Origin of the sequence: Nocardioides deserti (assembly GCF_014266025.1) — a bacterium.
Lineage (GTDB): Bacteria > Actinomycetota > Actinomycetes > Propionibacteriales > Nocardioidaceae > Nocardioides > Nocardioides deserti.
Window position 1 is genome coordinate 275,100 of record NZ_JACMYC010000003.1, and the last position, 20,404, is coordinate 295,503.

A 20,404-nucleotide genomic window follows, 5' to 3' on the forward strand; every position below is an offset into this window, starting at 1 on the left:
CATATGCATTGATTGCCATGAGAGGACCACCGTGACAGATCGCATCGCACCCCCCGCTCGGCTGGACACGCTGGTCGTCGGCGCCGGATTCTCCGGCCTGTATGCGCTTCACCGCCTCCGCGAGATGGGGCACACGGCCCATCTGGTCGAGCGCGCCGACCAGGTGGGCGGCGTCTGGCACTGGAACCGCTACCCCGGCGCCCGCTGCGACATCGAGAGCGTCGACTACTGCTACTCCTTCTCCCGCGACCTGGTCCAGGAGTGGAACTGGAGCGAGCGCTACCCCGCGCAGCCCGAGATCCTGGCCTACATCAACTTCGTGGCCGACAAGTTCGACCTCCGCTCGAGCATCTCGTTCCACACCGAGGTCGACTCGATGGTCTGGGACGAGGACGCCTGCGTCTGGCACGTCACCACCGACCGGGGTGACGAGATCACCGCGCAGCACGTGGTCATGGCGACCGGTCAGCTCGCCGTCCCGCAGCTCCCCGACATCCCCGGGGTCAACGACTTCGGCGGGCAGACCATCCACACCGGCAACTGGCCGCACGAGGGCATCGACCTATCCGGCCAGCGGGTCGGCGTGATCGGCACCGGCTCCTCCGGCGTCCAGGTGATCCCGCAGATCGCCAAGCAGGCCGAGCACCTCACCGTCTTCCAGCGCACCGCGCACTACGCCATCCCGGCGCGCAACCGCCCGCTGGACCAGGAGTACGCCGCGGACCTCAAGGAGCGCTTCGAGGAGTACCGCGAGATCGCCCGCAACCACCCCGGCGGCACCCACCGCCACATCGGCGAGGACTCCGCCCTCGACGTCGACCCCGAGGCCGTGATCGAGACCTTCGAGGGCCACTGGGAGCGCGGTGGCCCCGACATCCTCGCGGCGTACAAGGACATCCGCACCAACGAGGAGGCGGCCGAGCGGGCCGGCTCGTTCGTGCGCGACAAGATCAAGCAGCTGGTCAAGGACCCGGTCAAGGCCGAGATCCTCCAGCCCAAGGGCTACCCGTTCGGCTCCAAGCGGCTGGTGCTCGAGATCGACTACTACGACACCTACAACCGCGACAACGTCTCGCTCGTCGACGTGAAGGCCGACCCCATCGACGGGATCACCGAGCGCGGCATCCGGCTGGTGAGCGGCGCCGAGCACGAGCTCGACGTGCTGGTCCACGCCACCGGCTTCGACGCCCTCACCGGCGCGCTCTTCAACATCGACCCGGTCGGGGTCGGCGGGCAGCGGCTCTCCGAGGCGTGGAAGGACGGCCCGCAGACCTACCTGGGCATCAGCACGCACGGCTTCCCCAACATGTACGTCGTCGCGGGCGCCGGCAGCCCCTCGGTGATCAGCAACGTGCTGATCTCGATCGAGCAGCACGTCGAGTGGATCACCGACCACATCGGTTGGCTCGCCAAGAACGGGCTGCGCCGCTCCGAGGCCGAGCTGGACCACCAGGAGCAGTGGACCCACCACGTGTACGAGGTCGCCCAGCCCACCCTCTTCATGAAGGGCAACAGCTGGTACGTCGGCGCCAACGTCCCGGGGAAGCCGCGGGTCTTCGCCCTGTACCTGGGCGGCGTCGGCACCTACCGCCAGATCTGCCAGAAGGTCGCCGACAACGAGTACGAAGGGTTCGCCACCCTATGAGCAGCCAGCACGCCCCCCTCGCGGGGATCAAGGTCGTCGAGCTTGGCTCGATGTACGCCGCCCCCACAGCCGGCCGGATGCTCCGCGACTTCGGCGCCGACGTCGTCAAGGTGGAGGACCCGACCTCCGGCGACTTCGCCCGCCAGTGGCAGCCGGCCCACGAGGGCCTGGCGATCGGCTTTTCCCGGCTCAACTCCGGCAAGCGCTCCGTCGGCATCGACATGCGCCAGGAGGAGGGCCGGGCGGTCGCCAAGGAGCTGATCAGGGGCGCCGACGTGGTGATCGAGAACTTCCGCCCGGGCCGGATGGAGGCCTGGGGCATGGGCTACGAGCAGCTCAGCGCCGAGCACCCGCGCCTGGTGATGACCCGGGTCAGCGGCTTCGGCCAGACCGGTCCCTACAGCGAGCGCCCGGGCTTCGGCACGGTCGCGGAGACTGCCAGCGGCTACGCCTTCCTCAACGGGTGGCCCGACACTCCTCCGACCGCGCCGCCGTTCGGCTTCGCCGACTCGATCGCTGGCATCTCCGCGGCGTTCGGCACCTCGATGGCGCTCTTCCGGCGGGAGCTGAGCGGCCAGGGCTCCGAGGTCGACGTGGCGCTCTACGAGCCGCTGATGTTCATCCTCGGCGACGCCGTCCTCAACTACACCGCCAGCGGCACGATCATGCAGCGCCACGGCAACGCCTCAGGTGCGGCCTCCCCGCGCGGCATCTACGAGGCGGCCGACGGCGGCTGGCTCTCGATCGCGGCGTCCAACCAGTCGATCGCGATGCGCCTCTTCGAGGCGATGGGCCGCCCGGATCTCAAGGACGACGAGCGGTTCGCGACCAACACCGCCCGGATGACCAACAACGAGGCGATGCAGCAGATCGTCATCGACTGGGTGAAGTCCTACCCGCGCGACAAGGCGTTGGAGATCCTCGACCAGCACGAGGTCGTCGCGGCCGCGGTCAACGACGCCAAGGATGTCACCGAGGACCCGCACTTCTCCGAGCGAACCCTCGTGGAGCTGGCGAACACCGTCTTCGGCCAGGCGCTCATGCCGGGCCCGATCCTCCATGTCAAGGACTACGACGGACCGGTGTACGACGGCGTCCCCACCGTCGGCCAGCACACCCGCCAGGTGCTCGAGGGCGATCTCGGCTTGAGCCCCGAGCGGATCGCCGAGCTCGCCGGGCGCGGCGTGGTGAGCGAGGCCTGACCTCATGACCACCTCTCGGGCGACCTCGCCGATCACGACCGGCGGCTTCCCGAGCGTCCGCCCAGCCGCATCTCAGCCACTCGACGCCGGGCTCGACACCCTGCGCCAGGGGCGGGACGCGTCGGGGGCGACACCGATGACGCGGGCCTCGGTCGAGGAGAACCGGGCGCGCATCGTCGCTGGTCATCGGCTGTGCTCGGCCGGCCCCGAGGTGGCGAAGGTCGAGGAGCTGGCGGTCGCTGCGAACGCCGACTGCGCCGCCGTCCCGGTCCGGGTCTACACGCCGGACGCGGAGGTCGCGGCGACGCTGGTCTACCTGCACGGTGGCGGCTGGTTCACGGGCGACCTGGACTACGCCGACGAGTTGTGCCGCTTCCTGGCGCAGGACGCCGGGCTGCGGGTCGTGAGCGTCGACTACCGGCTCGCCCCGGAGCACCCGTACCCGCTGCCGCTCAACGATGCGGAAGCTGCGCTGGCATGGGCCGCGGCCGAGTTCCCCGACGTTCCGCTCGGGATCTCGGGCGACAGCGCCGGCGGCAACCTCGCCGCAGCGACCCTGCTCCGCGCCCGGGACGGCGGCCCGGCGGTGGCCTTCCAGGTGCTGGTTTACCCGGTCACGGACAGCGACTTCGACCGCGACTCGTACCGCGCCTGCGAGCACGGCTTCCCCCTGGGCCGCGCCGACCTGGAGCACTGCTTCGCCCACTACGCCCCCGACCCGGCGGTCCGCGTCGGCGTCGAGGTCTCCCCCGTCCGCGCGGACCTCAGCGGGATGCCCCCGGCGCTGGTCGTGGTGGCCGGGCACGACCCCTTGCACGACGAGGGGGTCGCCCACGCGGCACGCCTCCAGGATGCAGGCGTACCTGTGACGCTGGTGGACCACCCGACCCTGTGCCACGGATTCCTTCGTTTCACCGGCGCCTCCCCCGCCTCCACCGCGGCGCGGGACGACCTGGTCGGACTCGTGGCGCGCCTCGCCCGGGGCGACGCGACTGCTGCAGATCGCGAATTAGATGATTACCATTGCTCGGATCTGTCGCTCACGCGTCGCCGGTTCCTAGAGGGGGACACCAGATGACCGCCAACCCGCTGCGCCCCATGAAGACCGCCATGCTGGTCGCCCAGCGCATCGTCGCGGACATCAACGACCGCGGCAACGTGGTCGGCGACCGCCTGCCGCCCGAGCGCCTGATGCTCGAGAAGTACGAGGTCGGCCGCGGGACGCTTCGCGAGTCGTTGCGCTTCCTGGAGCTCCAGGGCGTGATCACGCTAAAGCCCGGTCCCGGCGGCGGCCCCGTCGTCGTGCAGCCCGACGCCTCGAGCCTCGCCACCGCCTTGACGCTGCTGCTCCAGTTCTCCAACGCGCCCTTCCGCACTATCGCGGAGGCCCGGCTCGGCCTGGAGCCGATGATGTCGCAGCTGTGCGCCGAGCGGATGAACGAGGAGGACATCGCCTCCCTCGAGGACAGCGTCAAGACGATGCGGAACAACCTCGATGACCAAACGGTCTTCCTGGAGGAGAACAAGCGCTTCCACGACGTGATCGCGCACGGCTCCGGCAACGCGATGTTCGGTTACCTGGTCGACGCGCTGCTCGGCATCCTCGATGGCTCCGCGATCGGCATCGAGTACCCGGAGTACCGCCGCGAGGCCGTCCACGACGCCCACTTCCAGATCTACCAGGCCATCGCATCCCGGGACCCCGGCGCCGCGGCCGCCTCGATGCACGAACACATCCAGCAGTACGTGCGCTACGCGGAGAAGAAGTTCCCCGAGGTCCTCGACGCCCCCATTGTCTGGGGCCAGGGTTGACCTGAGCGCCGCCGCCGAGCCCGGCCGCGCGTCACTCGAGCTCGGTGGACCCGCAGGACGCAGCAAGGGCCGGACATGACGCCCGACCGCTTGCCGACAGGAGAACAACTCAGCCGGGGAGCCGGTCTCCCAGCACGCTGGCGAGGGTCCCGCCGAGCACCATCTTGACCTCGTCGTCGGTGAGTCCGAGGGCCTCGATCGCCCTGATCTCCTCCGCGGGGCTGGTCATCGGCCAGTCGGAACCGAAGACGATCCGCTCGGCGCCGTGCTTGCGGATCAGGTCACGCACCCGCTCGGGGCGCAGGGTCGCCAGTGACGGGGGCCAAGAGGTCTCGAGGACCACGTCGGTGCCGGCCAGCATCTCCTCGGCGTCGTCGAGGATCTTGTATCCGCCGAAGTGACAGGCCATCAGCCGCAGGCCGGGGAACTGCCTGGTGATGTCCCGGATCATCCCCGGGTTGGACAGGCTGTTGGTGAAGGCGTCGCCGCCCTCGCCCACGTGAGTGATCACGGCGTAGTCGTTGCCGAACGCCTCGAAGATCTCCCAGAGACGGGAGTCGTCCAGCGCGTACTTCTGGAACAGCGGGTGGATCTTGACCGCGCGCACCCCGTGTCGCTGGAGGCTGTCGAGGTTCTCCTCGACGGAGAGCTCGACGTGCACGGTGCCGAAGGGCACGTGCGTGTCGTCCGCCAGGCCGGCGACGAACCGGTTGACCGAGTCGACGTGGCGGGCCTCGTTGGCGATCGCGAGGCAGCAGCTGACCTGGACGCCGCTGGCGGCCATGTCCTCGGTCAGGCCGCTGACGGTGCCGTCGCCGCGGGCCTCGAGGCCCTCGACCCGGTTGCCGCCGAGGGCGATCTGGGCGATCTTGTCGGGCCAGACGTGGGTGTGGGCGTCGATGATCACGAGCGCGTCCTTCCGGGCGTGGGGGTCAGAGCTTGCCGGACTCGCCACCGTCGACGACGAAGATCGCGCCGGTGGTGAACGAGGAGAGCGGGGAGACGAGCAGGCAGGTCAGCGGCACGATCTCCGACGGGTCGGCCATCCGGCCGGCGGGGATCTTGGCGACCCGCTTGGCGTGCAGCTCGGGCGACTCGGTGACCGCCTTCTGCGCCTCGGTGACGAAGGCGCCCGGGGCGATGCAGTTGACCTGGACGTTCTTCGCGGCCCACTCGGCGGCGAGCGCCTCGGTGAACCGGACGACCGCGCCCTTGGACGTCGAGTACGGCACCAGGAACGGCTTGCCGCGCACCCCGGTGGTGGAGGCGATGTTGACGATCCGCCCCGCGCCCTGCTCGATCATGTGCTGCCCGGCGGCCTGCGCCAGAAGCATCGGGGCGATGACGTTGACCGCCATCGCGTCCTTCCAGATCTCGGGGTCCTGGGTGGCGAACTTGCCGGCCGGCGCGATCCCGGCGTTGTTGACGAGGCCGTCGATCCGTCCGTGCCGGGACATCACCTCGGGGACGAGCGCCTTGACCGACTCCTCGTCGCGCATGTCGACGGTGACGGCCGAGATCCGGCCCTCGCCCTGCGCGGCGACCTCGGCGAGGCTGTCCTTGGAGCGGGCGGCCGCAACGACGGTGGCGCCCTCCTTGGCCAGGGCGAGCGCCATGGCGGCGCCGAGGCCGCGGCTGGCGCCGGTGACCAGGACGACGGTGCCCTCGAGCTGGAGGTCCATCAGCGGGCACCCTTCGCGAGACGTCGGGCCAGGGAGTCGAGCAGCACCTCGGTGGCCCCTTCGTAGACGCGCAGCGGTCGGGCGTTGCGATAGAGCCGCTCGATCTTCGAGCCGCGGACCAGACCGAAGCGGCCCATCGTCTGCACGGAGCGGTCGACCACCTGGGCGGCGGCCTCGGTGGCGTGCACCTTGGCCATCGAGGAGTAGTCGAGGTGGCCGAGCGGGTCGCTCTTGGCCAGCGCGGCGGCGCGGTAGACGAACGCGCGGGCGGCCTCCACGTCGGTCCACGACTGGGCGAGCTTCTGCGAGACCGCGCCGAGCTCGATCAGCGGGGCGCCGAACTGCTCGCGGCTCAGGGCGTGCTGCTTCGCCTCGTCGAGCGCGGCCTGGGCCAGGCCGACCCCGGACGCGGCGACGGTGACGCGGAAGACCGCGAGGGTCTGCAGCATCAGGGAGAACGCCTTGCCGGGGACGCCGAGCCGGTGGTTGGCCGGCACCCGCACGTCGGTGAAGGTGAGCTCGCCGAGGATGTGCGGAGCCATCAGGTCGGCGCCGCGCTCGATGCCCAGGCCCGGCGTGGCCGCGGGGACCAGCACCATCGACCAGCCCTCGTCCTCGCGGACCAGGGTGCAGTAGAAGTCCGCGGCGCCGCCGTTGGTGATGAACGACTTGCGGCCGTTGACGACCAGCTCGTCGCCGTCGGCGACCATCGTGGTGGTGATGGCGCGCAGGTCCGACCCGACGTCGGGCTCGGTCAGCGCCAGCCCGGCGATCGCGTCGAGCGTGGCCACCTTGGGCAGCCACTCCTGCTTGAGCTCCTCCGCGCCGCCCACCGACAGCGAGTAGCTGCCGACACCCTGCATCCCGAACATCGAGTCGAGGTGGGCCGAGGAGTACATCAGGGCCTCCCGGACCACCGCGAGGGTGAGCGGGTCGAGGACCTCGTCGTGGCCGCCGTACGCCGCAGGGACGACGTAGCGGGCGAGCCCGCTGTTGCGCAGCGCGTCGAGGCACCCATGGTGCACGGTGACAGCCTCGTCGGCCTCGGCCGCGAAGGGCTGGACCTTCGCGGCCACCTCGCGCGCCACCTCCTGGACCTTGCGGTGCTCACTGCCGAGGTCGAACAACTGGCTGTCTTCCACGATGGGTCCCTTCTCGAAGTCTGCTGGGGTCGGACCGGGTCGGTCAGCGCCGCTGGTCGAACTTGCGGCCGAGCACCTCGGAGACGATGCGGATCCGCTGCATCGTGGGGGTGCCGCCGGCGATGGCCCAGCCGTGGGAGTCGCGGTGCAGCCGCTCGAGACCGTACTCCTCCGTGTAGCCGTTGCCGCCGTGGATCTGCATGGCCAGGTCGGTGACCTTCTTGGCCATCTCGTTGGCGGTGCACTTGGCCAGCGAGACCGCGAGCGGGTCCGGGATGCCGGTCTCCGTGGCGGTGGCGGCAGCACGGTCGCGCAGCAGCCGGGCGGCCTCGACCTGGAGGACCATGTCGGCCAGCATCACCTGGATCGACTGGAACTCGACGAGCGGCTTGCCGAACTGCTCGCGCTCCTCGACGTACCTCAGGGTCTTGTCCAGCGCGGCCTGGCCGATGGCGAGGCTCATCGTGGTGTTGCCCATCCGCTCGATCGAGAAGATGCCGAAGAGCTTGCTGAACGAGCCGGCGGGGACGACGACGTCCTCGACCGGCACCTCGACGTTGTCGAAGTAGAGGTCGGCCGACGGGATGCCGCGGAACCCCATGAGGCGCTCGCTGGCGCCGAAGCTGAAGCCGGGAGTGCCCTTCTCCACGACGACCGCACCGATGCCCTTGGCCCCTGGCGCGTCGGAGAGGCGGCAGTACAGCAGGTACTGGTCTGCCTCGCCACCGTTGGAGATCCACCGCTTCGTGCCGTTGATGACCAGCTTGTCGCCGACCTGCTTGGCGGTGGTGCGCATGTCAGTGGCCGCGGAACCGGCGTCCGGCTCGGAGATGCCGACCGCCATGGTCTTCTCGCCGCTGATGACCGGGGGAAGCCAGCGCTCGCGCTGCTCCTCGGAACCGAGGTGGGTGATCACCTGGGCGGGCCCGGTGTTGGCCTCGAACACCTGGAAGGCAGCGGGGCGACAGACCTTGCCCAGCTCCTCGATGACCACGAGCGCCTCCTCCAGCGGGGCGCCGGAGCCGCCGTATTTCTCCGGGTGGGCGATGCCGAGGAAGCCGAGGTCGCCGAGACGGCGCCGCTCCTCCATGGGGATGGGGGTCCGGTTGACGTCGAGCGACTCCGCCATGGGCTCATAGACCTCGCGCGCCACCTGGGCTGCGAGCTGCCGGATCTCCGCATATTGGTCCGTCACGGGATCACCTCCTCCTTGGTTGTAATCATTATCCTAGATTCCGGGTCGAATTCATGTCAAGGATTCGTTTCGCTAGACCGAGGACCCGCCGGCGAGCGTCGGCCACCCTGAGCACGCCCGTGGACACAGGCATGACAATCATGATAAGCAATAGGCATGGCTCAGACGCAAGGGAACAGCAGCCCTCGCCAGGCCGGAGGTGCCCGCGACGTCGTGATCGTCGACGCGGTGCGCTCACCGGTGGGCAAGGGCAAGCCCGGCGGCGCGCTCTCCGACGTGCACCCGGTCGACCTGCTCGCCCAGACGATGGCGGCCCTGCTGGCCCGTTCCCCCGAGGTCGACCCTGGCACGGTCGACGACGTGATCATGGGCTGCGTCTCGCAGGTCGGTGAGCAGTCGGCGACCCCGGGCCGGATGGCGTGGCTGGCCGCGGGCTTGCCCTCGCACGTGCCCGCGACCACGATCGACCGCAAGTGTGGCTCCGGCCAGCAGTCGGTCCACTTCGCCGCGCAGGGAATCCTCTCCGGCGAGGTCGACATCGTCGTTGCCGGCGGCATCGAGTCGATGAGCCGGGTGATCATGGGGTCGGCGCGGATGGACGCGGACCCGTACGGCGATGGCATCCTCGCCGCGTACGCCCCCGGGCTCGTCTCGCAGGGCGTGGCCTCAGAGCTGGTGACCGCGGAGTGGGGCTTCACCCGCGAGCAGCTCGACGAGTACGCCGCGCGCTCCCACGAGCGCGCGGCCGCGGCGCAGGACTCCGGCGCCTTCGAGCGCGAGATCGTGCCGATCACCACTCCTCACGGGGTGGTCAAGGCCGACGAGACGATCCGCCGCGGCACCACTCCCGAGAAGCTGGGCGGCCTCAGGGCCGTCTTCGAGACCCCCGAGCTCTCGGAGCGCTTCCCGCAGGTGCGCTGGTCGACCACGGCGGGCAACTCCTCGCAGATCACCGACGGCGCCAGCGCTCTGCTCATCATGGCGCGGGAGAAGGCCGAGGAGCTCGGCCTGCGTCCCCGTGCCCGGGTGCACTCGATGTCGGTCGTCGGCAGCGACCCGCTCCTCATGCTGACCGGGCCGATCCCTGCGACCCGCAAGATCCTCGCCCGCTCGGGCCTGACCCTCGACGAGATCGACCACGTCGAGGTCAACGAGGCCTTCGCGCCTGTGCCGCTGGCCTGGCTCGAGGACTTCGACGTCGACCTGGCCAAGGTCAACCCCCGCGGCGGCGCGATCGCCCTCGGCCACCCGCTGGGGGCCTCCGGCGCCCGCCTGATGACCACCATGCTCCACGCGCTGGAGGACAACGAGCAGCGCTACGGCCTGCAGCTGATGTGCGAGGCCGGCGGCATGGCCAACGCCACCATCCTCGAACGCCTCTGACGCCCGCCGGCCCCCGTCCCGACGCACCCCCTTCTCCCAGGAGCACCACATGGACCTGACCTCTGCCTCGGCGCTCGTGACCGGAGGTGCCTCCGGTCTCGGCGCGGCCACCTCGCGACGGCTCGCCAAGGCCGGCGCCCATGTGGTGGTCCTGGACCTCAACGAGGAGCTCGGCGAGGAGTTCGCCGCCGGGATCGGCGGCACCTTCGCCCACGGCGACGTGACCGACCCGGCGGCCGTCGACGCGGCACTGGACTCCGCGGAGGCCCGCGGGCCGCTGCGGGCGCTCGTGCACTGCGCCGGCAAGGGCGGCACGGTCCGCTTGGTCAACAAGGACGGCTCCCCCGGCGACCTCGCGCTCTACCAGCAGCTGATCGACATCAACCTGGTCGGCACCTTCAACGTGCTGCGCCTGTCCGCCGCCCGGATGGCGAAGAACGAGGTCCTCGAGGGCGAGCGCGGCGTCTGCGTGCTGACCGCCTCGGTCGCCGCGTGGGAGGGCCAGATCGGCCAGATCCCCTACGCCTCGGCCAAGGCCGGCGTGGTGGGCATGACCCTGGTCGCAGCCCGCGACCTGGCGACGAAGAACATCCGCGTCAACACCATCGCCCCGGGCGTGTTCGACACCCCGATCCTCGCCCGGTTCTCCCAGGAGATCCGCGACGGCCTCGGCGCCCAGGTGCCGAACCCCGCCCGTCTGGGCCAGCCCGACGAGTTCGCCATGCTCGCGCAGCAGGTCGTGGAGAACCCCTACCTGAACGGCGAGACCATCCGTCTCGACGGCGCGATCCGGATGTCTCCGCGCTGACGCCGTCCCGACGACGGACTGACGTGAGCCGCCCCCGCACGCCCTTCCCCACGCCCTGCCCCGCACGCCCGACAGGAGTCGAAGAGATGACCGAACCGGACCTCAAGGTCACCGAGCACGGCCGAGTCCTGGTCCTCACGATGGACCGCCCCGAGGCGCGCAACGCCATGTCGATGGCGATGGCCCACCAGATCGCCGACGCCCTGGAGATGCTGGACAGCCGCGACGACCTGAGCCTGGGCATCATCACCGGCGCCAACGAGACCTTCTGCGCCGGGATGGACCTCAAGGGGTTCGCCCGGGGCGAGCGGCCGATCGTCGAGGGCCGTGGGTTCGCCGGCATCGTGAAGCGACCGTCGGCCAAGCCGCTGATCGCGGCGGTCGAGGGCTACGCCCTGGCGGGCGGCTTCGAGATCGTCCTCTCCTGCGACCTGGTGGTCGCCTCCAAGGCGGCAAAGTTCGGGCTGCCCGAGGTCAAGCGCGGCCTCACCGCGGCCGCCGGCGGCCTAATGAAGCTGCCCCAGCGGATCCCGTACCACCTCGCGATGGACCTGGTCCTGACCGGCCGGATGTGGCCGGCCACCGAGGCCGCCGACGTCCACTTGGTCAACCGGCTCGCCGACCCCGGCGAGGCGCTCGCGGTCGCGCTGGAGCTGGCCGAGGAGATTGCCGCCAACGCGCCGCTGGCGCTCGCCGCCTCCAAGCAGGTCATGGTGCAGTCGGTCGACTGGACCCTCGAGGAGCGGTTCGACCGCCAGGAGGAGTTCGTCAACCCGGTGCGGACGTCCCAGGACGCCAAGGAGGGCGCGCAGGCCTTCGTCGAGAAGCGCGACCCCGTTTGGACCGGACGCTGACGATGGCCCCCGGCACGGCGCCGGACACCGGTACGGCGTCCGGGGTCCGCGCGCTAGCCGCCCGGGCGTGGGTCTGGGGCATGCCGTGGGTGGAGGCGGCGCGCCTGCGGGTGCGCCGTACCCTCCCCGACGACCCGTTCGCCCCGAGGGTCGAGACCTCCCCGGGCGCCGCGCTCAACAACATCGGGCGCCAGCGCCGCACCTCCGACCCGCGCTACCGCGTCGGCGTCGGGGTCAACAGCGACACCCTCTACACCTCCGCCTGGCTCGACCTCGCCGAGGAGCCGTTCGTGCTCGAGGTGCCGCGGGTCGAGGACCGCTACTACTCGTTCCAGGTCGGGCACGCCGACAGCTCCAGCGACGTCGCGTTCGGCTCGCGCACCCACGGCGAGACGATGCCGCCGGTCTTCCTGTGCTCGTCGCGGTACGAGGGCGAGGTGCCGGCCGGGATGCTCGTCGTCCGCACCCCAACCCGGTACGTGAACCTGCCCGGCCGGATCCTCGTCGACCCCATCAGCGTCAACGACCACAAGAAGGTGCACGAGATCCAGGACGGCATCCGGCTGCGGCCGCTGTCGACGTACCTCACCGGCCAGGACGGACCGAACCCGGCGCCCCCGCAGCGCCCGCTGGACCCGCCGGCCGGCTCCGACCCGCGGCTGGCGTTCCTGCACGAGCTCGCCGCGGTGGTCACCGAGGAGCACCTCACAGACGCCGAGCAGGCACACTGGGCCGCGCTCGCCCCGCTGGGGTTCACCGCCGACGAGCTGGACGAGTCGGCGCTGTCGGAGGCCGCCCGCGAGGAGGTGGCCGCCGGCCTGCTCGACGGCCAGGAACAGGTCGCCGCCAAGGCCCGCGAGCTCGGCACCCAGGTGGGCGGCTGGACGGTCAACTACGCCGGGCCCCGGTTCGGCGACGACCCGCTGCTGCGCGCCGGCGTGGCCCGGGACCAGATCTTCGTGACCGTGCCGGAGGAGGGGCTCTACCCGCTCGGCAAGAGCGACGCCGACGGCGAGCAGCTGCACGGGCGGCACACCTACCGGATCCACTTTCCCGTTCTCCCGCCGGTGGAGGCGTTCTGGTCGGTCACCATGTACACCGCCGACGGCTTCCTGGTGCCGAACGAGCGGGAGGTCTACACGCTCGGCGACCGCACGCCCGGCGTCGTCGCCGACGACGGCTCGGCCACCCTGCTGCTCGCGCACGCGCCGCAGGAGGGCAGCTGGCTGCCCGCGCCCGACGGGCCGTTCTACCTGATGCTCCGGCTCTTCGCCCCGCGCCCCGAGGTGCTCGACCGCTCCTGGTTGCCCGCGCCGATCGAGAGGCTGGCATGAGCGTCTCGACGTGGCCGTCCGCGGTCGGCGGCTACCCCGACCCGCCGCAGCCCAGCTACGCACTCGGCGACGTCGGCCTGCTCCAGGCACCGGTGGTCGACGACGTTCTCCCCGCCGACGGCTCCGAGCTGGACGCGCTGACCCGGTCGCTGGTGCGCGACGCGGTGGTCTACGGGCTGCCGGTGGTGCTCCAGTACGAGCACCTGCTGCACCTGGCGCTCGACCCCGACCACCCGTCGTACGTCGGGTTCAACGTGCTGCGCCACGAGGATGCACCCGCCGGGCCGGCGTACACGGGATTCAAGACGCCGAACGCCGACACCCTCTACTCCAGCGCCTGGGTCGACCTGACCGGCGGGCCGGTCGCGCTCGACGTGCCGGCGATGGGCGCGCGCTACTACACCGCACACTTCCTCGACCTCTTCAGCAACGCGGTCAACCTCAGCACCCGCACGCTCGGCGCCGACGGCGGCCGGGTCTGGCTCGCCACTACTGACTGGGAGGGCGAGGTGCCGGAGGGCACCCGGGTGCTGCGGGTTGCGACGCCGTACCTATGGCTGCTGCTGCGGGTCTTCGTCCGCGACGCCGACGACCTGCCGATCGGCCGGGTGTTTCAGCGGCTGGTCACGCTCACCCCGGTGGCCGCCTCCCCCGACGTCGCCCCCGATGCCGGCGAGGGGGACGCTGACGACCAGGTCCTCTGGCCGGTCCTGTCAGCGCCGGCGGAGGAGCTCGGCGCCGAGGAGTTCCTCGCCGTCCTCGACCACTGCCTGCGGCACTCCCCGCACCCGGCGCAGGAGGACGCGCTGGTCCACCGGTTCGCCGCGATCGGCGTCGGTGGGCGGACGGCGTTCGACTGCGACGGTTGGAGTTGGTCGCGGCGCGAGGCGCTGCGGCAGGGGTACGACGACGCGTTGGCGCTGGTCCGCTCGGTGCTGACCCGCCGCGGGATCCCCGCCGGGGACGCCGGCTGGCGAACCCTGCGCTCGGGGACCTACGGCTTCAACTACCTGCACCGCGCCGCGACGAACTACCAGGGGCTCGGCGCCACCATCCGCGAGGAGAGCGGGCCCTACACGACCTTCGTGGACGGGTCCGGAGAGCCGCTGGACGGCGGTCGCGACTACCTGCTGCGGCTGGACCCGCCGCCCCCGGTCGACGCGTTCTGGTCGGTCTCGGCGTACGACGTCGGAACCCGTGAGCTGGTCGCCAACCCGGCGGAGCGGTACTCGGTCAACGACCACTCGCGCGGCCTGCTCGTCGGCGACGACGGGTCGGTCGAGCTGCGGCTGACCAGCCGCGCGGGCGCCGACGCGGGGCCGAACGTCCTGCCCGTGCCGCCCGGGCGGTTCTACCTGGTGCTGCGCGCCTACCTCGGGGGCGAGGCGGTCCTCGACGGCAGCTGGACGCCGCCCCCGGTGCTGCCCCTCGACATCCCTACGAGCTCGGACGAAGAGACGCGATGAAGGTCTGGCACTTCACAGGAGTCGGTGAGCCGCTGGTGCGAGCGGAGGTGCCCGAGCCGACGGCCGGTGCCGGCGAGGTGGTGCTCGAGGTCGGCGCGGCCGGCCTGTGCCACACCGACGTCGGGATCCTGCACGACCCGATGTGGAGCGAACCGGTCGGCCCGCTGCCGCTAGCGCTCGGCCACGAGGTCGCCGGCACAATCCGCGAGGTCGGCGAGGGCGTCACCGGCTGGGCGGTCGGCGACCGGGTCGGGGTCTCCCCCAACGGCACCACCCGGCCCGGCATCGGCCGGGACGGCGGCTACGCGCCGTTCTGCGTCGCCCACCCGGCCGACCTGGTCGCGATGCCCGACGCGCTCTCGTTCGAGCTGGCCTCGGTCGGCACCGACGCCGGGCTGACGGCGTACTCCGCGGTGATGTCGACCGGCGGAGTGACCGCCGGTCAGCGCGTGGCGATCGTGGGCGTCGGCGGCCTCGGCCAGGTCGGTGTGCGGGTCGCCGCGCTCGCCGGCGCCGAGGTGCACGTGGCCGAGGTGAAGCGGGAGGTGTGGCCCCTGGCCGAGGAGCTGGGCGCCACCTCGGTCGTCGCCGATGTCGCGGAGCTCGCCGCGCTCGAGCCCGAGGTTATCGTCGACTTCGCCGGCTTCGGCGAGACCACCAGCAAGGCCGTGCAGGCGGTGAAGTTGGGCGGGAGGGTGGTCCAGGTCGGGATGGGTCGCCTGGAGGCGATGGTCTCGACGTGGGACCTGATCCTCAAGCGCGTGACCCTGGTCGGCTCCCGCGGCGGCACGATCGAGGAGCTGGCCGAGGTCTACCGGCTGATGGCCGAGGGCAGCCTCGCGCCGCAGCTGACGACGATCGGCTACGACGACATCCCCGACGGGCTCGACCGCCTGCACCGCGGCGACGTGACCGGCCGTCTGGTCGCGGTCCCCGCCTGACCCTCCCGTAGCACCGTGCTCCTGATCGACATCCCCATCAACCGAGGAGAGACCCTGATGAAGGCCTGGCGGTTCCAGGGCACCGGCGAACCGCTCGTGCTCGCTGACGTGCCGGAGCCGACCGCCGGCCCCGGCCAGGTGGTCGTCGACATCCACGCGGCCGGGCTGTGCCACACCGACGTGGGGATCCTGCACGACCCGATCTGGGCGGCGGAGATCGCCGAGCCGCCGCTGACCCTGGGCCACGAGCTGGCCGGCACGATCAGCGAGGTCGGCGACGGCGTGACCGGCTGGGCCGTCGGCGACCGGGTCGGGGTCTCCCCCGCCGGCACCACCCGCCCGGGCCTGGGCCGCGATGGCGGCTACTCCTCCAAGTGCATCGCCCACCCTGCCGACCTCGTCCGGATGCCCGCGGGGCTCTCGTTCGAGCTGGCCGCGATGGGCACGGACGCCGGCCGGGCGCCGTACCGCGCCGTGGTCGTGCGCGGCGAGGTCCAAGCCGGGCAGAGGGTCGGCGTCATCGGCCTCGGCGGACTTGGCCAGATCGGCGCGCGGATCGCGGTGCTCAAGGGCGCCGAGGTCTATGTCGCGGAGGTCAAGGAGTCGCTGTGGCCGCTGGCCGAGGATCTCGGCGCTAGCGGGGTGGCGAAGTCGATCACCGAGTTCGTCGACCAGGAGCTCGACCTGATCGTCGACTTCGCCGGCTTCGGCTCCACCACGGCCGACGCGATCGAGACCGTCAAGCCGTTCGGCCGCGTCGTCCAGGTCGGCATGGGTGTGCTGGAGTCCACGATCTCGACCAACACCTTGATCCTCAAGCAGGTGACCCTCATGGGCTCACGCGGCGGGACCGTCCAGGACATCGCCGACGTCTACGACATGTTCACCTCCCGTGACCTCTCCCCCGAGCTGACGTCGATCACCTTCGGTGACATCCCGGCCGCCCTCGACCGGCTGCACCGCGGCGAGGCCGTCGGGCGGTACGTCGCGGTCATGCGCTGACGCGCCGGTCGGGCGGGACATGGAATCGCACGCGACAGCCTCCCGTCCCAGGCACAACGCACCGATGCGGGAGGGGATCCGACAACTCGCCTATGTGACCCGGCCCGAGCTGTTCGACCAGACGGGTCAGCTTCCGGCTCGACCAGATGCAGGCGGGCCGTTCTAGCGCTGGTGCGGGAAGTGGACGCCAGGGACCTCCGGGCGCACACGCAGGAGGGCGACGCCGCACCCGTCGGATGAGCCTCCGGTGAGGAACCCGCATCAGCGGTGGCCGGCGATGACGTGCGATTCGTACCCGCTCTCCCGCTCGGAGATCTCGTCGTCGGTCAGGTTGATGTCCAGGGACGCCAGGGCGTCGGTGAGGTGGTACGGCTTGGTCACCCGACGACGGGCGAGGTGACGACCGGCGTGGTCGCCAGCCGAGAGAGAGCGACCTGGGCGCGCGGGTTAGACGTTGGCCGTGTCGAAGACGGTGATCCCGGCCTCCACGCGCGGCCCGGATGATCGGCCGGGCTGCGTCCTCGCCCAGGACCGACGGGCGTCCCCCGCGGGCCGGGTCCCCCCGTTCATGCACCCCACGGTGAGGGCCGAGCCCTCTAGCCCGGTGCTGCCCAGCTTCGTGTACCTCCTGGGGGTCACCTTCCAGGAGAACGCGTCGGATGGAAAGGGACCGGCGCCGAACCCTTGTGAGGTTCGGCGCCGGTGAGTTCAGCAGCCCAAGGGAGAGGCGGCGTCGGTCAGGAGGGGCGGCGGTCCGCCACGACGTCTTCCCAGAGAACGTCGAAGTAGGGCTGGAGATCCGGCACGCCGTTGTCGTGCCACTCCGGGAACTCCTCGTAGGAGGTGTCCAGGCCCTTGATGTCGAGGCCGGCGACGGTCTCGGCCCAACGGGCCTCCGCCTCCCTGGCAGCCTCGAGGAACGCCTCGCCGTCGCCGAGCGCGTCGCTGTTCGCGACCTCGGCCTCGAGCTCCTGGTTCGTCTCGACCAAGGCCGCCTTCGCGTCCTCGTCGAAGTTGGAGAACGTGCCGCCCGCGTCGAGGACCTGCTGGACCGCCGCGGCGGCGTTGTCCCAGGCACCCTCGAAGTTGGCCTGCATCAGCACGTCGAGCCGGTCGATCATGAGCTGCTGCGCCGGCAGGGGCAGGTCGTTCCACTTGTCGATGCTCATCGCGATCGAGCCGCCGGGGCTGTTGAAGCCGACCTCGGGGTCGAACGTCGGGTAGGGCACCGACTCGATGTAGCCGCCCAGCGCCGCACCGGTCACGGTGGTGATCGCGCAGTCGATGACGCCGCGCTCGAGGCTCTCGAACATCTCGGTGTAGGCGATGGACGACGGCTTCATGCCGAGGGCCTCGGCCTGCGCGTTCTGGTGGCGGCTCTGGCTGGCGATGCCCTTGTTCTTCAGGTCGTCGAGCGAGGTCGACTCCTCGCCGCAGTAGGGCATGTAGGCGCCCGAGCCGAAGCCGGGGAGCAGCAGCTTCATGCCGTGGTCCTCGTACTCGGCGTCGATCTCGTCGGTCAGCGTCGCGAGCTCGAAGATGATGCCGTGCCACTGGAGCATCGAGTCGACCGGCGTCTGCCGGCCCAGGTGGCTGAGGTTCCACAGGTTGTTGGTCACCGGGAACTCGTCGGGGATCAGCGACGGCATGACCGAGCCGATGTCGATCCGGCCGTCGGCGATCGCCTCGTGGGTCTCGGTGGGGCCGGCGGCGCCGTTGGAGTAGATGAACTCGAAGGTGATCTTGCCGCCCGACCACTCGTCGACGGCCTCGGCATAGTCCTCGAACCGGCGGCCGGTCGCGGAGTCCTTCGGGCCGGTCGACTGGATGACGAGCTCGACGGGGTCCATGTCGGCCAGCGCGTCGACGTACTCACTCTTCTCGGCGCCGTACTCGATGCTCTCGCCGCCGGCGTTCGTCGCGCCGGAGGAGCCGGAGTCCTCAGCGCAGGCGGTCACAGCCAGGGAGAGCGCCGCGGCGGCGAGTGCGCCGCGGACGAGGCGGTTGGGTCGGTTCTTCACGTGCGTGCCTCCTGCAAGGGAATAGCCCGGGGACGAGGGCCTCAGGGGCATCAGTCTAATTGTTATAAGGGATTGGATCAACCGCTCGGTGGCAGCCGACCGGCCAGGAATCCGCCGTCCACCGCCTGGCTCGACCCGGTGACGAACGCCGCCGCGTCGGAGAGCAGGAACGTCACCACGGCCGCGACCTCCTCGGCCGTGCCGAGTCGGTCGACCGCGTGCAGCGACGCCAGCGCCGCAACCTCCGCCTCGGTGCGGCGGCTGTGCAGCAGCTCGGTGCCGATGAAGCCCGGCACGACGGAGTTCACCCGGATCCCGTCGCCGGCGTACTCCAGCGCCGCCGACCTGGTCAGGCCCTCCACCGCGTGCTTGCTGGCGGAGTACGCCGCCGCGCCGGGGTGGCCGACGTGACCCGTCACCGACGAGATGTTGACGACCGAGCGACCCCTGCCGGCGACGGGACCAGCAGGGTGGGCCAGCATCGCGCGGACCTCCGCGCGCAGGCAGCGGAAGAGCCCGTCCAGGTTGACCCCGAGCACCCGGGACCAGTCCACGTCGGCGTACTCGTGCAGCCGGGCGCTCGGCCCGCCGACCCCGGCGACGTTGACCGCGCCGTCCAGGCGGCCGTGCTCCTCGAGCACCCGCGCCACGAGCGCGTCGACCGACGCGGTGAAGGTGACGTCCAGGGGCAGCACCTCGCGGCCGGGGCGCGGGGTCGCCGACGGCAGGTCGGCGGCCACGACGACCGCGCCCGCCCGCTCGGCGGACTCGACGCACGCCGCCCCGATCGCGCCGGCCCCGCCGGTGACCAGGATGACCTTGCCGGCCAGGGCGTCGGCGGCGAAGGCGCTCACGCGCCCTCCCCCGGTCGGACGACGGGGCGGACGACCGCGCGGCCGACCAGGCCACCGGTGCGCATCAGCTCGTACGCGCGGTCCGCCTCGGCCAGCGGGAACTCGGTCGTGTGCACCTCGAGCGCCCCCTGGCGGGAGAGCGCGAGCACCTCCTCGAGGTCGCCGCGCGGCCCCCAGTAGGGCGTGCGGACCGTGGAGCCCAGCGGCATCGTCTTCACCGCCACCGGCACGGTCGCCGCGCCGACCCCGACCACGCAGAGCTCACCACCCGGGGCCAGGCAGACCACGGCGTCGGAGAGCGTCAGCTCGGAAGCGACGAAGTCCATGACGACGTCGGCGCCGTCCCCGCCGGTCAGCGCCCGGACCTCCTCGGCGACCGGGGCCGCCGTGGGGTCGAGCACGACGTCGGCACCCAGCCGGGCGGCGAGGTCGCGGGCGGCCGGCGAGACGTCGACCGCGACCACCCGCGCCGGGGTGAGGTGCTTGACCAGCTGGAGGGCCAGGTGGCCCAGCCCGCCGACGCCCAGCACCAGCACGGTGCTCCCCTCGGCCATCGCGGGCCGGCACAGCCGGACCGCGTTGAAGGCGGTGAGTCCCGCGTCGGTGAGCGGCGCCGCCTGCACGGGGTCGATCCCGTCGGCCCGGACCAGGTGACGGGCGCTCGGCACGAGCAGTTGCTCGGCCAGGCCGCCGTCGGCGCCGAGCCCGACCGGGAAGATCCGCTCCCGCGCGGCTCGCGGGCAGAGGTTCTCCTCCCCCGCCCAGCAGCGCCGGCACTCGCCGCAGCCCCAGGGGCCGTGGACGACCACCGGGTCGCCGACGGCGAGCCCGGTGATGCCCTCCCCCAGCTCGCGGACCGTCCCGGCCACCTCGTGCCCCAGCACCAGCGGCAGGGGGAACGGGTGGCTCTCGGCCGGACGGCCCGTGAGCGTGAGGTCGGAGTGGCAGAGGCCGGCCGCGGTCACGTCGAGCACAACCTGACCCGGTCCGGGGACGGGGGCCGGCCGCTCGACCAGGGTCACCTTCTGCCCGTCGTACTCCCAGGCGCGCACGCTCTTCCCCG

At 71.5% G+C, this 20,404-nt stretch carries 18 protein-coding genes; 11 read left to right on the forward strand and 7 right to left on the reverse strand.

From position 1 onward, the window contains the following. Positions 1-31: 31 nt before the first annotated feature. Genes H7344_RS06905 through H7344_RS06920 form a run of 4 tightly spaced genes read left to right on the forward strand, consistent with a single transcriptional unit; the run spans position 32 to position 4,659 of the window. Positions 32-1,645, forward strand: coding sequence for a flavin-containing monooxygenase (locus H7344_RS06905; RefSeq protein WP_229707062.1), 1,614 nt, complete (start codon positions 32-34; stop codon positions 1,643-1,645). Next, positions 1,642-2,847: a CaiB/BaiF CoA transferase family protein gene (locus H7344_RS06910; RefSeq protein ID WP_186345278.1), complete on the forward strand. Its 1,206-nt coding sequence runs from the start codon at positions 1,642-1,644 to the stop codon at positions 2,845-2,847. The genes H7344_RS06905 and H7344_RS06910 overlap by 4 nt, the downstream gene beginning before the upstream one ends. 4 nt (positions 2,848-2,851) lie before the next feature. Continuing rightward, on the forward strand, positions 2,852-3,925 hold the full coding sequence (locus H7344_RS06915; RefSeq protein WP_186345279.1) for an alpha/beta hydrolase: 1,074 nt from the start codon (positions 2,852-2,854) through the stop codon (positions 3,923-3,925). Beyond that, positions 3,922-4,659 (forward strand): FadR/GntR family transcriptional regulator, encoded by a 738-nt coding sequence (locus tag H7344_RS06920; RefSeq protein WP_222130336.1) that lies wholly within the window; start codon positions 3,922-3,924, stop codon positions 4,657-4,659. The genes H7344_RS06915 and H7344_RS06920 overlap by 4 nt, the downstream gene beginning before the upstream one ends. A gap of 109 nt (positions 4,660-4,768) precedes the next feature. Here the strand turns inward: H7344_RS06920 and H7344_RS06925 are convergent, their stop codons facing one another. The 4 genes from H7344_RS06925 to H7344_RS06940 are packed head-to-tail and all read right to left on the reverse strand — an operon-like array spanning position 4,769 to position 8,678. Next, the gene (locus H7344_RS06925; RefSeq protein WP_186345280.1) at positions 4,769-5,566 is read right to left on the reverse strand and encodes an amidohydrolase family protein; all 798 of its coding nucleotides are present in this window, start codon (positions 5,564-5,566) and stop codon (positions 4,769-4,771) included. 25 nt (positions 5,567-5,591) lie between these two features. Continuing rightward, on the reverse strand, positions 5,592-6,341 hold the full coding sequence (locus H7344_RS06930) for an SDR family NAD(P)-dependent oxidoreductase (RefSeq protein WP_186345281.1): 750 nt from the start codon (positions 6,339-6,341) through the stop codon (positions 5,592-5,594). Then, entirely contained in the window at positions 6,341-7,483 is a 1,143-nt protein-coding gene (locus H7344_RS06935) for an acyl-CoA dehydrogenase family protein (RefSeq protein WP_222130337.1), read from the reverse strand. The genes H7344_RS06930 and H7344_RS06935 overlap by 1 nt, the downstream gene beginning before the upstream one ends. 43 nt (positions 7,484-7,526) lie before the next feature. Continuing rightward, positions 7,527-8,678, reverse strand: a complete 1,152-nt coding sequence (locus tag H7344_RS06940) for an acyl-CoA dehydrogenase family protein (RefSeq protein ID WP_186345282.1) — start codon at positions 8,676-8,678, stop codon at positions 7,527-7,529. Positions 8,679-8,834: 156 nt separating this feature from the next. Here H7344_RS06940 and H7344_RS06945 point away from each other — a divergent pair, with 156 nt between their 5' ends. The 7 genes from H7344_RS06945 to H7344_RS06975 all read left to right on the forward strand — a co-directional run bounded on the left by H7344_RS06945 (position 8,835) and on the right by H7344_RS06975 (position 16,466). Continuing rightward, positions 8,835-10,061 carry a thiolase family protein gene (locus H7344_RS06945; protein WP_186345283.1) on the forward strand — a complete coding sequence of 409 codons (1,227 nt, stop codon included), beginning with the start codon at positions 8,835-8,837 and terminating at the stop codon, positions 10,059-10,061. Between the two features lie 49 nt (positions 10,062-10,110). Beyond that, entirely contained in the window at positions 10,111-10,869 is a 759-nt protein-coding gene (locus tag H7344_RS06950) for an SDR family NAD(P)-dependent oxidoreductase (protein ID WP_186345284.1), read from the forward strand. An 86-nt stretch (positions 10,870-10,955) separates the two neighbouring features. Continuing rightward, complete coding sequence (locus tag H7344_RS06955; protein ID WP_186345285.1) at positions 10,956-11,723, forward strand: crotonase/enoyl-CoA hydratase family protein; 768 nt, start codon at positions 10,956-10,958, stop codon at positions 11,721-11,723. Positions 11,724-11,803: 80 nt separating this feature from the next. Then, positions 11,804-13,057, forward strand: a complete 1,254-nt coding sequence (locus tag H7344_RS06960; protein WP_186345286.1) for a DUF1254 domain-containing protein — start codon at positions 11,804-11,806, stop codon at positions 13,055-13,057. After that, positions 13,054-14,523, forward strand: coding sequence for a DUF1254 domain-containing protein (locus H7344_RS06965; RefSeq protein WP_186345287.1), 1,470 nt, complete (start codon positions 13,054-13,056; stop codon positions 14,521-14,523). Before H7344_RS06960 ends, H7344_RS06965 begins: the two co-directional genes overlap by 4 nt. Beyond that, the gene (locus H7344_RS06970; RefSeq protein WP_186345288.1) at positions 14,520-15,464 is read left to right on the forward strand and encodes a zinc-binding dehydrogenase; all 945 of its coding nucleotides are present in this window, start codon (positions 14,520-14,522) and stop codon (positions 15,462-15,464) included. Before H7344_RS06965 ends, H7344_RS06970 begins: the two co-directional genes overlap by 4 nt. 15 nt (positions 15,465-15,479) lie before the next feature. Then, the gene (locus H7344_RS06975; protein WP_222130338.1) at positions 15,480-16,466 is read left to right on the forward strand and encodes a zinc-binding dehydrogenase; all 987 of its coding nucleotides are present in this window, start codon (positions 15,480-15,482) and stop codon (positions 16,464-16,466) included. A 737-nt stretch (positions 16,467-17,203) separates the two neighbouring features. On the opposite strand, the gene dctP is transcribed toward H7344_RS06975, so the two are convergent. From dctP to H7344_RS06990, 3 genes are all read right to left on the reverse strand, one after another. Further along, on the reverse strand, positions 17,204-18,487 hold the full coding sequence (gene dctP / locus H7344_RS06980) for a TRAP transporter substrate-binding protein DctP (RefSeq protein WP_186345289.1): 1,284 nt from the start codon (positions 18,485-18,487) through the stop codon (positions 17,204-17,206). A 77-nt stretch (positions 18,488-18,564) separates the two neighbouring features. Then, positions 18,565-19,341, reverse strand: coding sequence for an SDR family NAD(P)-dependent oxidoreductase (locus tag H7344_RS06985; protein WP_186345290.1), 777 nt, complete (start codon positions 19,339-19,341; stop codon positions 18,565-18,567). Then, on the reverse strand, positions 19,338-20,393 hold the full coding sequence (locus H7344_RS06990; RefSeq protein ID WP_186345291.1) for an NAD(P)-dependent alcohol dehydrogenase: 1,056 nt from the start codon (positions 20,391-20,393) through the stop codon (positions 19,338-19,340). Before H7344_RS06990 ends, H7344_RS06985 begins: the two co-directional genes overlap by 4 nt. Between the last annotated feature and the right edge of the window lie 11 nt (positions 20,394-20,404).

Coding starts and splice junctions, on each gene's coding strand:
- H7344_RS06960 (WP_186345286.1), top strand. CDS start 11,804: ATGCCGTGGGTGGAGGCGGCGCGCCTGCGGGTGCGCCGTACCCTCCCC.
- H7344_RS06950 (WP_186345284.1), top strand. CDS start 10,111: ATGGACCTGACCTCTGCCTCGGCGCTCGTGACCGGAGGTGCCTCCGGT.
- H7344_RS06910 (WP_186345278.1), top strand. CDS start 1,642: ATGAGCAGCCAGCACGCCCCCCTCGCGGGGATCAAGGTCGTCGAGCTT.
- H7344_RS06920 (WP_222130336.1), top strand. CDS start 3,922: ATGACCGCCAACCCGCTGCGCCCCATGAAGACCGCCATGCTGGTCGCC.
- H7344_RS06965 (WP_186345287.1), top strand. CDS start 13,054: ATGAGCGTCTCGACGTGGCCGTCCGCGGTCGGCGGCTACCCCGACCCG.
- H7344_RS06970 (WP_186345288.1), top strand. CDS start 14,520: ATGAAGGTCTGGCACTTCACAGGAGTCGGTGAGCCGCTGGTGCGAGCG.
- H7344_RS06930 (WP_186345281.1), bottom strand. CDS start 6,341: ATGGACCTCCAGCTCGAGGGCACCGTCGTCCTGGTCACCGGCGCCAGC.
- H7344_RS06915 (WP_186345279.1), top strand. CDS start 2,852: ATGACCACCTCTCGGGCGACCTCGCCGATCACGACCGGCGGCTTCCCG.
- H7344_RS06955 (WP_186345285.1), top strand. CDS start 10,956: ATGACCGAACCGGACCTCAAGGTCACCGAGCACGGCCGAGTCCTGGTC.
- H7344_RS06945 (WP_186345283.1), top strand. CDS start 8,835: ATGGCTCAGACGCAAGGGAACAGCAGCCCTCGCCAGGCCGGAGGTGCC.